Here is a 14,024-nt window from a genome sequence, read left to right as displayed (position 1 = left end):
CATGCGCGCAGGCAGCCCCTGATTCTGCAAGGCCCCTCGGGGCCTTTGCCTCTTTTTGCCTCTGATTGCCTGAAGACAAGGAACGACAAGTGAATCCAGAAGAAATCCAGGTTCTGCCCGAACTCAAGGCCTATATCGACCCCCTGACCCCCGACGAACACGAATCGCTGGAGCGCAGCATCCTCGACGAAGGCTGCCGCGACGCGCTGGTGCTGTGGGGCAATATCCTGGTGGACGGCCACAACCGCTTTGGCATCTGCCAAAAGCACGGCCTGCCGTTCAAGACCATCCAGAACGAACGCTTCCAGAACATGGAAGACATCCACCTGTGGATGATCGACCAGCACCTGGGCCGCCGCAGCGTGTCCGACTTCCAGCGCGGCGTGCTGGCCCTGCGCAAACGCGAAATCATTGCCGAACGCCGCGCCGCGGCCGCTGCCGCCGTGAACGCCGCCAAGGCCCAGGCCGGTGAAGCTGCCACCGACGCGCCCTGGGAAGGCGATACCGACCCGGTGGTCGCCCAGGCCCTGGCTACCATGCCCAAGGTGCCCGACCAGGCCCTGGACACCCGCGAAGCACTGGCCCGCGCCGCACGCCTGTCGGCCGGCCAGGTCAAGATGATCGAAACCATCCAGGAAAAGGCCGCACCCGAAGTGGTCGCCGCCGTGCGCGCCGGGGAGCTGACGCTGAACGCGGCGGCTGTGGTCGCCACCCTGCCGATGGAAGAACAGCAGGCCGTGGCCGCCGAAGGCGCTGACGGACTGAAACAGGCTGCCAAGCGCCTGCGCGACGCCAAGAAAAAGCCCAAGGCCGAAAAGCTGGAAGCCGAAGAAGGCGCCGAAGCTGCTCCGCAGGCATCGGCCGAAGAGCTGCAGGCCCGCGTGGCCGAGCTGGAAGCCGAAAACGAGCGGCTGAAGCTGCAGGTCAAGACCTTGCAGGAACTGCTGGCCGAACAGGTCTAAGGTCTGAAGCCCCCCGTGCTCCGCATGCCGCCCGGGTCTGCGGCATGCGGGTTCCATAGGCCATGATGGTCCATGGGCTTACGGCAGGACCACCACGGCACGCCGCGGCCCTGCCCCCTGGCGCTAAAAGCCCGCCTCGCGCCAGAACACGCTGGCCGCCGTGCGCACAAACTGCGCCCCCGGCGCTTCCCAGGCCCCCCGGATGCTGACCCGGCCACGCCAGCGGTGCTGGGCCGCCCAGGCGGGCAAGGCCTCCGTGTTCACCACATCCAGTACCACCCGGTACACCGGCTGCTCGGGGTACAGCACCCCCTGCTGATTGCGCACCGCCACATTGCCGCCCGCCTGTGCGGACAGCGCCCCTTCGTTCAGGCTGCGGCTGGCGTCCTGGTCAATGCTGCGCACGCGCACCGGCAGTGCGGCACCACCGGCACCCTCGGTGATGAACAGGCCGCTATCGCCCGGCCGAATGCGGTGCAGTTCCTGCTCCGCCACATAGCTCACCACTTCCAGTTTCTGCAGGTCCACCACACGGCCCAACAGCTCCCTGCGGGCCACCCATTCTCCGGCCTGCAAGTCCGGGTCCACATCGCGCAGCACGCCGCTGCCGCCCGGCTGCAACTGGTAGCGCGCGGCGTCGGTGTCCAGCGCCGCCTGCTGTGCCAGGGCCTCGGCCTGGCGGTCCTGCCACACTTGCCAGTCGCGGCGCAGTTCCCCGTCCATGCCGGCGGCTGCCGACTGCTGCACCACCTGCCGCAAACGCGCCTGGTTCTGCTGGGCGGCCGCCTGCAAGGCGGGTGAAGTCAGCGCAAACACGGCGGTATCGGCCGCCACCGCACTGCCTTCGGCCAAGGGCGCCTGCGCCAGCTGTGCGGCCTCCGGCGCATGCAGCTGCCACTGCGCACCGGACTGCAGCATGCCACTGCTGAGCACCGGCACCGGCCAGGGCACCACCAGCAAGGCCAGCAACCCCACCGCCAGCGCAGCACTCCAGCGCGCACGGCGGCTGTGCACAATCTGCGCCTTGCGTTCCCGCCAGGCTTTCACTTCCGACCACACCGGCTTGGCAACGAACCACACGATTTCCACCGCAAACAACAAAATCCCGACCGCCTTGATGAAGAAGTGATACACCAGGGCCGCAATCCCCAGAAACAGCACCAGACGGTAAATCCAGGTGGCCCAGGCAAAGGCAATCAGCATGCGCTGGCGCGTAGGGGCAAAGCGCTCGGGCGGGGCCTCGCCCAGCGCAAACAGCCGCTCGCGCAGATCCCAGCGCGCCAGGGCAAAGGCACGGCTGTGCAGATTGGGCATCTGCAGATAGTCCGACAGCAGAAAATAGCCATCAAAGCGCATGAAGGGGCTGGCATTGATCAGCACCGTGCTCACCCAGGTGGTGGTGGCCAGCAAGAAGGCCATGGCCTTGGGCCAGCCATCGGGCAGCCACAGCCAGGCCAGCAAGGCCCACACGGCAATCACCAGCTCGGTGGTAATGCCCGCTGCCGCCACCTTCAACCGCTGGTCGCGGCGCGTCAGCTTCCAGACCTCGTTGGTATCGGTATAGGCCACGGGCCACAGCACCAGAAACGCCACCCCCATGGTGGGCACGCGGCAGCCATAGCGCTTGGCGGTGATGCCATGGCCCAACTCGTGCAGGCATTTCACCCCCAGCAAGGTGACACCATAGGCCAGCAGGCCCTGCAGGCTCCACATGTCCACCAGGGTGGCGTGAAACACTTCCCAGGAACGCACCACGCCCCACAGCCCCCACAGGAAGGCGGCCAGCGTCAGCCACCAGAAGCCGGGCCGAAATAGAAAATCCAGCCGGGGCGCCCAGCGTTCCAGCCAGCGGTCCGGGCGCAGCAGCGGCACCCGGAAGAACAGATAGTTGTGCAACAGCCATTGCGACCAGCCGCCACGCCGGCTTTGCCACTTTTCGGCCAGCGCAGGCGCACCATGGGGCGGCGGCTGCAGCAGCTCGTTGCCCAGCAGAAACTGCTGCAGCACCTGCACGTCCGCCGCAGTCACCTGCAAAGTGGTGTGCGCCGCAATATCGCGTGCCATGGCCTGGGCGTCGGCCATGTCCCAGCGGCGCAGCACTTCAAAGCTGGCCCAGTCCAGTTGAAAGAACAGATTGCGCACCGGGTCGTGCAAGGTCCAGCTAGGCTGGCCGTCGGGCAAGGCCGGACCGTGCAGCAGGTCCAGCTCCTCCCGCAAGGGCTGCCAGGGGGCTGGTGCTCCGATCACAGCGCCACCCACTGGCGGATGCTGGCCCAGGGCTTGCGCACCATCCAGTAGGCCAGGCTGACCCGCTCGCCTTGCAGCTTGGCCGTACCTTTGAGGCCGATGCGTTGCGTGCCCGGCTGCACCAGCTGTGCACGCACACGGTAGGCATACTGGCCGTCCGGGCGGGCCACAGCGTCATAGGCCACATAGCGCACCTGTGCCTGCACAGCCGCCAAGGGGTCGGCTGCCAGGTACAGCTGCACCGGCGCGCCAGGCTGCAGTGCAATGGCATCGCCAATCGGCAACCAGGCTTCCACCTCCACCGCATCGGGCTGGGCAATGCGCATCACGCGCTCACCGGTCTGCACCGGCTTGCCTATCCATTCCGACGGGGCATCGAACAACACCATGCCATCGTGCGGCGCCAGCACCTGGGCGCGCTGGCGCTGCTCGGTCAGAAACGCCTGCTCGGCGCGGCGCTCGCCAATCTTGCCGGCCAGCGCTGCCAGCTGGGATTTGGAGCGCACATCGCCCAGCGCCAGCTGGGCAAACTGGCGGTACTCCGCCTCGGCCGTCTGCAAGGCCTGCTCCGACACTTCGAGCCGGCTGGCAAGCTGCGCCTCGTCCAGGTTGAACAGCAACTGGCCCTGCTTCACCATCTCGTTGGGCTGCACATGGATCTGCTCCACCACCCCATCCATGGGTGCGCGCAGCACGGCCGGCTGCGCCGCCACCAGCTCGCCGGGTGCCAGTACGGTCAGGTGCACCGGAAGCAGCAATACCGCCAGCAAGGCCAGCACCACGCCGGCACGCCGGCGCCAGCGTTGTTGGGAAGAGTTCCCCCCCCACCAACTGCGCAGACGGCCCGGCAGGCTAGACAGCGACCAGCCCGGCTGCGGATGGGCCGCACGCCAGGCGTGCTGCCAGATGTCCATCCATTCGGCCAGCAACGCCAGTTGTTGGGCGGATGCAGCGGCATCGCCAGCCAGCAGCAGCCCGCCATCGGCCTGCTCCCCGGCTGCGGCTGGGACTCCGTTGGGGGCCGGGCGCAGCGGCAGCCAGACCGCCTTGGCAGGCAACCAGTGGCTCCAGTCGGCCTGAATGGCCGGCGGCAGCTGGGCCACATCCACCACCAGCGGCGTTGCTGCACGGTGTTGTTCGGCCAATGTCCGGCACAGTGAATCCAGCCACTGTGTATAAGGTGCATTGGCCTCCACCCCTACCACCCCGGACAGGGTGCGCACACCCCCATCCCGGAACCACAGCGCCGCCTGGCGATAGGGCAACAGCGTGCGCGTGGCATTCACCATCTGAAAGGCTAGCTCCTGACCGGTGGCCGCAGCGCGTGCGCGCTGTGCCAGCTCCAACAGGGCAATCAACGGGCTGCCTGTCGTACCTTCGTTCATCAGGACAACACCGCCAGGCGCGCCGCAGCACCGCGCGCACTGCGCAGTTGCTCGCTCAGGCTCGCACGGCCTGCCGGAGCACTTCCATCGCCGTGCCAGAAAGCGGTTTTGCTGGCATCCTTGCTGACCACCAGCTTGAAGACCTGCGTGGCGACTCGGCCCTCGCTGTCACGCACCGTCACCCTGACACTCAACGTACCTTCAAAGCCGGGCGGTGGTGTGCCTTCAAAGCGCCCGGTGCGGGCATCGAAGCGCAACCAGCCTGGCAACGGTGTGCCATCCGCCATGCGGGCCGATAGTGTGACCACCGCATTGCCATCGGCGTAGGCAAACGCGTCGCTGCTGATCTGTACCGCAATCCGCTCGCCGCTGCTGGCCACCACATCCGGGATCGACTTGTAAGCCACCGGTGCATTGCTGCCTTGCATGCCAGGTAGCGCCACAATCTGGAAGCCCTCGGCAGAGGTCAGACCGACATCCGGCGTCTGCTGCATCGGCGACAGCGGCCCAAAGCTCGGCAAGGTGTCCAGCACCGTCGGTGGCGTCTGCCCCGGCCAGCTGATGCCGATATCGCTGCCCACGCTGGACTGCGGCAGTATCCACGGTGCTGCGGGACCGCCAGGGATGGGGGTGTCGGCCATGTCAGGAGGGAACACGGCGAGGGGCAGCGAAGGGTCTGTCAACACAGGAGTGGAAGGGAACACCGGCACGATAGGTGGTTCTGGAAGGCTGGGCGTCACCGGTGTCGTTGGGGGTACACGGATCGTCAAGGTGCTGCTGCTGCTGCCCTGATTGCCTGCGACATCAAGGGTCGCAATGCCCACGCTGTACTGCTGACCGGCCGCCAGGGCAAGTACACCGCTGATCGGCACTGCCGTTGCCAGATCCAAGCTCCATGCCCCGGACACGGGTGTGACCTGATAGGTCGCTCCGCCCACGGTCACCGTCATGGTATCCCCTGCTGCGAGTGCTGAGGTCCCGGTCAGGGTCGGGGTTAAACTGTCCGTCTGCAGGGGTGTGAGTGTTGCCACTGGTGCAGTGTCGTCATAGGCATAGGCCTGTGCATACACAGTACTGTGGTTGCCTGCGGCATCGCTCACCCGGACCCGCAACGTATTGCTGCCTGGATTGAGCGTTGCAATGAAAGACCAACTGATATCTCCGATGGAAGTGTCCACCGTCATCCAGCTTGCCCCATTGTCCAGAGAAATCTGAACCTCGTCACCGGCAACCAGTGGGGCAGACAAATTGCCGCTGATGGTTTGTAATGCCACATTGGTAATCAGGTCACCATTGATACCACTGTCATTGATGAACATCACCCCATTTGCTGTTGCGGACGGTGCCACCGTATCAATCTGCAGCGAGGGAATGGCGCCACTGCTGCCGGAGTTGCCTGCAGCGTCGGTGTAGCCATTGACCGCGATAGTGGCCGAGCCGCTGGCGACGCCGCTTACCGGTGTATATGTGGCGGTATAGACCAAGGGGTTGGATGTGGCCGTCAAACCACTCAAAGTCCCTCCAGACACCGTAATGTTGCCAGCACTAAATCCCATAGGGTGCTCGGAAAAGGTGAAAGTAATCAGCGCTGGCGTCACACCGTTGACCGTCGCCACATTGCTGGAGATCACCACCGTAGGGGGCGATTGATCCAGCACATAAGGACGGTAGAACGCCGCAGCGGCATTGCCTGCGGCATCGACCACACGCACCTGCAGCACACCACTGCCCGTCAACACCACGCCCAATGACCAGCTGTCGCTGCCGACACTCCCCGCTGACATCCACGTGGCACCTCCATCCAGCGAAACTTGCACCGACTCCCCCGACACCAAGGGCGCCGACAGCATGCCATCAATGGTCTGGCTGGCAGTACGCGTGATCAGATCGCTACTGCTGACGCCCGTATCATCGGAAAACCGGACGCTGACCACTGTCGCAGAGGGGGCCAGCGTGTCATAGGCGATGTTCGGCGTGCTGCCTCCCTGGCCTGGGTTGCCTGCAGCGTCGGTATAGCTGCCCGGCGCCACAGTCACCGTCAAAGATCCCGAGTCCACCCCCTGCACAGGCGTCAGGACTGCCGTATACACCAAGGGATTGGCGGTAGCTGCCCAGCCGCTCAAGACCCCACCCTGTACGCTCACATCACCGGAGTCAAACCCCCGTGGCGCTTCGCTGAAGGTGAACGTGATTAGGGCTGTTTCGCCTGCTTTCAGGCTTGCGACATTGCTGCTGATGGCCAATGAAGGGGTCAACGTATCAACAGCAATGGCCACCGATGCAGCTCCATAGCCCAGGTTGCCCGCGACATCGGTGTATCCGCCGCCAGCCACGGACACCACGGCGGAACCGTTACTTACTCCCGCTGTTGGTGTGAAGGTCGCCACATAGACCAGTGGATTGGCCGTGGCGGAAAAGCCGCTGATCACGCCGCCACTCACCGTCAGATCAGCGGCACGAAAGTTCACAGGAGGCTCACTGAAGGTAAAGGTGATGGTCGCCGACTCTCCGGCTTTGAGTGAGCTCGCGCTGCTGGTGATGCTGACTGTAGGTGCTGTCTGATCCAGCACATAAGCAGCAGAGAATGCTGCGCCGTGATTGCCTGCGGCATCCGACACGCGCACCTGCAAGGTGCCACTGCCAGTCAATGTTTGACCAGCCAGGCTCCAGCTGTTTGCAGAAGACGACGCGCTTTGCCAACTGTTCCCGTTGTCCAGCGAAATTTCCACATACTCGCCACTGCCCAGGCTGGCACTCAATGTGCCGCTGATGGTCTGGCTTGGGTCGCTGGTCACCAGATCGCTGGAACTGGGCCCAGTGTCCGAAGAGAAAGAGACGTTTTGTACGCTGGCGGTCGGAGCCGAGGTGTCAACCACAATCGCCTTGTTCGCCCCCAGCGATCCGGCCGTCCCTGGGGCAGCCAGCACTATCGATGCTGCACTGTGGCTGCCACCAGCTTCGCTGATGGTGGCGCCATTGAGTTGCAGCGCATGGGTCGATGCCACATCCAGGTCGGCGCTGTTCTGCCCTGCGGCCACGGTATAGCTGAAGGTCAGCGTGGCACTGCCCGACCCACCGGTATAGCTGGCTACCCCCCCGCTGCTGAGTGCCAGCGTCGGCAGGCCATTGGTGGTGCTGACATCCACGGCCGTGCTGAAGCTGACTGTGATGAAGATGGTCTGGCCGGCACCATAGCTGCCGTCGCTGGTTGTGGCGCTGACGCTGGTGATGCCGGGCTGCACTCCGTCCACCAGCACAGCAGCGGTGCTGCCGACGCTGTTCAACGTCAGGGAGGCATCATTGCCCGCAGCATCCTTCAGTGTCCCGCCGTTGGCCGATAGTGCGCCCACGGTGATGCCATCGCTGTCCGTGTCGCCGTTGACTACGGTGTAGCTGAACACCAGCGTACTGCTGCCGGATCCCGAAACATAGGAGGCATAGCGCGTGCTGCTGCCCACCGTCAGCGCGATGCGGGGCGTACCGCCACCGGTGTCAACCGTGACCGATTCACTGAAGCTCACGCTGAAGCTCAGGGTATCGCCCGTGAAATAGGTGGCATTGGCGGGTACCACGACCATACTCACGGAAGGTGCTGTCGCATCGATGGTCACCACCCGGCCTGCAGAAGCAGCCGACACATTCCCTGCTGCGTCGGTGGCGGTGGCGGTGATGGAGTGGCTGCCTTCGCTCAACGTGGTGGTGGTATAGCTCCAGGTGCCACCGGTAGCGGTCACGCTGCCCAGCAAGGTGGCGCCGTCATAGATCTTCACGGTGCTGCCGCTTTCGGCCACGCCGGTGAAGGTCGGAGTGGTGTCGCTGGTGATGCCATCGCCATTGGAAATTCCGGTATCGCTGGCGCCGTTCAGTATCGGCGTAGATGGAGCGCTGGGCACGCCGGTATCCAGCACGTAGGCTTGGCTTCTCACGGGTCCCGTGTTGCCAGCGGCATCCATCACCCGCAGCTGCAAAGAGCCGCTGCCTGCCAGGGTGACGCCATTCCAGCTCAACGTCGTGCCACTGACTTTGCTGGTGATGTCGGACCAGGTATTGCCACCATCCAGCGAACCATGCAGAACGTCGCCAGCGGCAAGGCTGGCACTCAGCGTGGCAGTGATGGTCTGGCTGGCGTTGTTGGTAATGAAGTCGCCGAAGGTACCGCTGTCGTTGGAGAAAGTCAGGCCGCTGAAGCTGGTAGTGGGTGACGTGGTGTCGTAGGTGTAAGACTGAGAGTGCACCGTACCGTCATTGCCAGCGGCATCACTGACTTTTACGCGCAGGGTACTGCTAGTACTCAGTGTGACGCCAGCCAGTGACCAGCTGTTCTGGCCCACGGTAGCGCTGGCGGCAGTCCACGTCGCGCCGTTGTTGATGGAGACATACACCGCCTCACCAGACTGCAGATTGGCTGACAGCGTGCCGCTGATGGTTTGCGAGGCAACATTGGTGATGAAGTCGCTGCCTGAACTCCCCGTATCGTTGGAGAAATTGAGACTGGACACCGTGGTGGTCGGCGGGACCGCATCGATGATTAAGCTTTTGTTCGCTCCCAATGAGCCCGATGTCCCCGGCTGTGCCAGGGTTAGCGTGGCGTCATTGCCTGCAGCATCCCGGACCGTGCCTCCATTGAGCGCCAGGGCTCCAATGCTGATGTAGTCCAAATCCAAACTGGCGTCGCCAGCTTGCACGGTATAGCTGAAGGTCAGCGTATTGGTGCCCGAACCGCTGGTGTAGTTGATCACCCTGTCAGTACTGCCAGTCTCCAGCGTCAACTGAGGGGTGCCGGTGACAGTGACATTCTCAAAAAAGCTCACCTGTACGGAAATCACATCCCCTGCCTTGTAGGTACCGTTGGCAGTGCTGGAGGTCACCGATGTGACGCTGGGTGCCAGGGTGTCGATGGCGTAGTTGCTGGAGTCGGCGGCTCCGATACCTGCAAGGGAGGTACTGACTCCAGTGACACCGCTGAGGTTAACGGTGATGACGTTGGTGCTGTCGGTGACGCTTGCGTCGGGGGTGAACAGGCCGGTCCAGGTGAGGCCTCCATCGGAGCTGCTCAAGCCGTTGATGCTGCCGTTGGGCACGATCAGGTCGGCAGTAGTGAAACCCGTCACCGCCATGTTGAAAGTGAAGGTGACGGAGGAGGTCTCGCCGATCTTCAGGTTGTTATCGGAGAACGTTGCCGACACCAGGGCGGGGCGCGGCACATCGGCGAAGCCGATGTTGTCGAGCGCGACATACAGATTGCCATTGCCGGAAGAGGGATCCGAGATACGGATCTCGTCGACGTTTTGGAAGATCGACGCGGTCAGCCCGTTGGATTGGGTGAAATCGGATATGTAGTCGAGACTGTCCGTCGCCAGCGTCACGCTACCCTGCGAGACACCATCACGGAAGGCTTCGAAGGTGATCTGCGGATGAGTGCCCAGATAGTCGACGATCTTGATACCGGTGAAGGAGAAATCAGCTCCGTTCTGGCTGCGGATGATGATGATCGGCGTTCCGTCACCAGAGCTATCGACGATTCCGTCAGAGTTTGGACCGAAGAAGGTGCTGTAGTACTCCCACGGAGAGTTACTGTTCGTATTACCCGAATCCGCCGAATAGATCTCGATCACTACACCGGGAATGTCAATGGAATTGGCTTGCCCATCCGTTACCGTCATGCCGAGATATGTATCCGGGCCGCTAAAATTGAGCGTCCCCGCGAACAACCGCCCACCGAAGGCCTGTTGGGCCGATACGGAGAATGGTGTTACTGCCTCGATCGAGCCACTGGTGACTTCCAGTGTCCAGTCTCCGCCTTGGGAGGTGGAGCCGGTCACATCGTTGGAGGCGGCTACATCTGCGCCGGTAAATTGGGCGATCTGGTTGATGAACGCCTGTCCGGCGGCACCGCTGCCGACATCGCAGCCATAGAAGAGAATGTCGCCATCGACATCGAGGCTCTGCCCGATCTGTGCCAAGTCGGTTGCACGTGCGTCCAAGCTTGCTTTATCGAAGGTAAGGCTGCCAAGCGTCACCTGTCCGGACAGCCCGTGACTGACGATATGAATGGCATCGATGCCGGAGCGTCCCGCCAAGTAGCCGCTGATTTGCTTCAGGCCATCGCTCTTGGGGTCGAGCACCACCACCTCGGTGCCTGGTTTGATCCCCGCCAACAGTTGCTGGTAGTCCTGGACTTGACCATCTATAAAGGCGATTTCTTGCCGCGGGCTGCCGACTGCAGGTGCCTCTGCCATCAGCGCATGGCGCAACGCGCCGGCGGTGTCTGCCGCGGCATCGGTGGCCGTGGCGCCGTCCACCACTGCATGCGCAGCGTCGGCCGCACCCGCGCCGTCGAACATGAAGCGCTGCTCCAGCGCCAGGGGGCGCATGGGGCTAACCAGCCCGGCTGGGGCGGTGTGGGCAGATGCAGCGGCTCTGACAGTCGCAGGTTTGGCAGCAGCTTGCGCCAGGCGGCGCCAGAAGGGGCGGTTGTGGGCGGTCATCGAATCATCCTTCCTTTTTGCCTGGGCGGCCCTTTCTCGGGCTCACGGACGGCACTTGCAAGGGCACTGGCACGGAATACGGGGGGCTGAAGCCCGCTGCACACCGGTCACTTCGGTGGCAGCAGGCCCGGCCCGGATTTCTTGGTCGAAGCAAGCTGCGGGCTATCTATCTGTCAGACATGCGCACAGGCTGCTCCTTCCACGGCGGTCTTGGGTCTTACTTCTGCGCAGGCGGCGCCATCAGCACCTGCCCGCTCATGCCGGCAATCAACTCGGGGAACTTGCCGTGGATGGCGGCGTTGACCTTGATGGACTGGCTCACCGGGTCCACCCGCGCGGCCAGGCGCTGCACCTTGGCGGGGTAGGTCTTACCGGTTTCGTCAATGCGCACCTCGAAGGCCGTGCCCTGCTGCAGCCAGCTCAGCCAGCGCGAAGGCACCAAAAACTCCAGCTCTAGCACGCTGTCGTCGATGATGTCCAGCAGAGCCTGACCAGGCTGGGCGTACTGCTGCTCGCGGATTTTTTGCTCAGCAATGCGGCCGGCATAGGGCGCGCTGATCTGGCATTTGCCCAGCAGGCTGCGGTTGGCCGACAGGTCGGCGCGGGCCTTGTTCCATTCGGCATGCGAGGTGTCCAGCTCGATCTTGCCCACCGAATTCAGCTCGGCCAGGCGCTGGTTGGCACGCCAGGTTTTCTCGGTCGCATCCACACCGGCCTGGGCCTTGTTCAGCTGGGCCTGCTGCAGGCTGCAGTCAAACTGCACCAGCAACTGGCCCCGGCGGAAGGCTGCGCCTTCCACCACCGGCAGGCGCTGCACCTTGGCACCGATCTCGGCGGCCAAGGTGGTGTAGCGGCGCGGCGCCAGCTGGGCGCGGATGTCGCGCTGCTCCAGCGCACTGCCCACGCCCGGCAGCGCGGCTGCAGGCTTCTTGGCGACAGGGGCAGTCGTGGAAGTGGGAGGCGCCGGCGCTGTCTGCGCACCCGCCGCCAGCACCACACCGCAGCAGGCCATTCCCAGTGCGCCGCTGCGCAACCCTTGCAATCGCATCATTGCAGCTGCCCCGCTTCCCAGCGCTGCAGCGCCTGGCCGACGGCGCTGGTCAGCTCGGGCAGCGGCAGTTTGTCAGAGCCTTCGATCACCGGCTCCAGCCCCAGCGTGGCCTGCAGGCGCGAACCTGCCGACTGCAGCGCCGCCAGCGCCTGGTAGCGCCGCAGCGTGGACAGGATGGACGCGGTCTGCTGTGCCACGCTGTCCTGGCGGGTCTGCTTGTCCACCTTGACCAGGTTGTCCACGTGCTCGGCCAAGCGCTGGTCCACCGCCGCAATGGCGTCGGCGCGCTCGTACTGGTGGGCAGCGTTGGCAAACTGCAGGCGGGCGATGTGCAGCTGGCTGAGCACCGCCATCTGCGTGGCCATGCGTTTCTGGTCGGCCAGGGCCACACCGGCATCGGCCAGGCGCTTTTGCGCCGGCACCGACAGCAGACCCAGCAGGTTGAACGAGATCTGCAGCCCGGCTTCGCGCCAGCTGTCGTTGATCAGGAAGCTGTCTGTGCTGTGGTTGGCGGCGTAGTTGAAGGACAGGCCGGGGAACATGCGCAGCATCACGCGCTTGGTCTCTTCGCGGGCAATGCGGGCACCGTACTGGCTTTCACGCAGGTCGGGGTTGCGCACCAGGGCCAGCGCTTCCATGTCTTCCACTGGGCGCTGCAGCCAGGTGGAGGACGTGCCTTGCGCAGGCTCGGCCACGCGCCAGGCCGTGGCTGCCTGGCCGGGGGCCATGCCCATCAGGGCCGCCAGTTCCAGGCGCGCGGGCGAGAGCTCCTGCTCGATCACTTCCAGCAGGCGCAGGTTTTCCAGCAACTGGCGCTGGTAGCGCAGCGGCTCCACCGGCGAGCGCAGTTTTTCGGCTTCGACCTTGCGCACGTCGGTCAGCGCCAGATCCGCAGCCTGGCTGGCCGTGCGCAGCGGCGCCTGCAGCGCCTGGTGGGCGGCCACACGCCAGTAGGCGGTGCGCACTTCCTGCACCAGGTTGTGCAGGGCCTTGCGGCGGCGTTCTTCGGCAATCAGCGCACGGTCGGCGTTCTGGCGGGCGGCGTAATAGCTTTGGCCGAAGTCCAACAGGCTCCAGGAAAAGCCCAGCGAGTACAGCGTGGCTTCCCGGTCGGTGGAGATATAGGGGTTGGCCAGCGAGGGACGACCGGTGACCGAGTCCTGGCTGCGGGTGATCAGCTCTTCGTCACGGTAGCGGTAGCCCGCCGAGGCCACCAGCTTGGGCAGCATGTCGAATTTGGAGACCTGGTAGGTTCCCTGGGCCACGGCCTCTTCCATGGCGCGCAGGCGCTGCACGGCGTTGTACTTGATGGCGCGGGCAATGGCTTCCTCCAGCGTGACGATGGCGGGCAGCGGGGCCACGTCCTGCGTCAGTTGCTGGCGGTCGGCCTGCACCTGGCTGCGCAGCTCGTCGTCGGTCAGGGGCTGGGCGTTGAAGCTGGCGCAGCCGGTGAGCACAGCGCCCGTGCCCAGAACCAGGGCGGCGCGGCGTGCCAGAGGCAGCCAGGAGAGGGAAACAGAGTGGTCTTGCATGGTGGCGGGTTGAGATGGAATCGAAACACCAAAGCAGCCACTGGCAGGAGGCGGGCACAAACTGTCCACAGCAAACCCTGCACAGACCGCGTTTCTCTACACAGAGCCATCCCTCAGCGGCTGTTAATTTTGTAAATTTTTGTCATGGTAGCCACCGGTGCTCCCACCGGCAATCACCAGATTTAGGTATATCCGCCCTTTTGCATTGAATTTTTACTACCCGAAAACAAAGATCGATTCCCAAATACTTCAAACTTCCAGCGTCACGCCATTTCTGCGCACGCTGTCATGCATCGGACGCGCGACATCTCCTGTCTGTGTCATGCTGCAGTGCACTGTTGTTGATACACATCCCCCTC

6 protein-coding genes are annotated in these 14,024 nt (G+C 64.0%); 1 reads left to right on the top strand and 5 read right to left on the bottom strand.

All coding sequences use genetic code 11. From position 1 onward, the window contains the following. Positions 1 to 89: 89 nt before the first annotated feature. On the top strand, positions 90 to 962 hold the full coding sequence (locus CT3_RS06370; protein ID WP_066539031.1) for a plasmid replication/partition related protein: 873 nt from the start codon (positions 90 to 92) through the stop codon (positions 960 to 962). A 123-nt stretch (positions 963 to 1,085) separates the two neighbouring features. Here the strand turns inward: CT3_RS06370 and CT3_RS06365 are convergent, their stop codons facing one another. The 5 genes from CT3_RS06365 to CT3_RS06345 all read right to left on the bottom strand — a co-directional run bounded on the left by CT3_RS06365 (position 1,086) and on the right by CT3_RS06345 (position 13,665). Next, positions 1,086 to 3,209 carry a site-2 protease family protein gene (locus CT3_RS06365; RefSeq protein WP_227657862.1) on the bottom strand — a complete coding sequence of 708 codons (2,124 nt, stop codon included), beginning with the start codon at positions 3,207 to 3,209 and terminating at the stop codon, positions 1,086 to 1,088. Continuing rightward, entirely contained in the window at positions 3,206 to 4,594 is a 1,389-nt protein-coding gene (locus CT3_RS06360; protein WP_066539032.1) for an efflux RND transporter periplasmic adaptor subunit, read from the bottom strand. Before CT3_RS06360 ends, CT3_RS06365 begins: the two co-directional genes overlap by 4 nt. After that, complete coding sequence (locus CT3_RS06355) at positions 4,594 to 11,082, bottom strand: Ig-like domain-containing protein (RefSeq protein ID WP_083520507.1); 6,489 nt, start codon at positions 11,080 to 11,082, stop codon at positions 4,594 to 4,596. The genes CT3_RS06360 and CT3_RS06355 overlap by 1 nt, the downstream gene beginning before the upstream one ends. Before the next feature lie 217 nt (positions 11,083 to 11,299). Further along, positions 11,300 to 12,133 carry an efflux RND transporter periplasmic adaptor subunit gene (locus CT3_RS06350; protein WP_225608767.1) on the bottom strand — a complete coding sequence of 278 codons (834 nt, stop codon included), beginning with the start codon at positions 12,131 to 12,133 and terminating at the stop codon, positions 11,300 to 11,302. Further along, entirely contained in the window at positions 12,130 to 13,665 is a 1,536-nt protein-coding gene (locus tag CT3_RS06345) for a TolC family protein (protein WP_066539039.1), read from the bottom strand. Before CT3_RS06345 ends, CT3_RS06350 begins: the two co-directional genes overlap by 4 nt. Between the last annotated feature and the right edge of the window lie 359 nt (positions 13,666 to 14,024).

The organism is Comamonas terrigena NBRC 13299 (assembly GCF_006740045.1).
Taxonomy (GTDB): Bacteria; Pseudomonadota; Gammaproteobacteria; order Burkholderiales; family Burkholderiaceae_C; genus Comamonas; species Comamonas terrigena.
Note: the sequence above shows the minus strand (reverse complement) of the source record. Positions and strands in the feature narration are given on the sequence as shown.

What these genes read in the sequence shown, in the direction of transcription:
- CT3_RS06345 (WP_066539039.1), bottom strand. Translation starts at nt 13,665, where the DNA reads ATGCAAGACCACTCTGTTTCCCTCTCCTGGCTGCCTCTGGCACGCCGC.
- CT3_RS06350 (WP_225608767.1), bottom strand. Translation starts at nt 12,133, where the DNA reads ATGATGCGATTGCAAGGGTTGCGCAGCGGCGCACTGGGAATGGCCTGC.
- CT3_RS06355 (WP_083520507.1), bottom strand. Translation starts at nt 11,082, where the DNA reads ATGACCGCCCACAACCGCCCCTTCTGGCGCCGCCTGGCGCAAGCTGCT.
- CT3_RS06360 (WP_066539032.1), bottom strand. Translation starts at nt 4,594, where the DNA reads ATGAACGAAGGTACGACAGGCAGCCCGTTGATTGCCCTGTTGGAGCTG.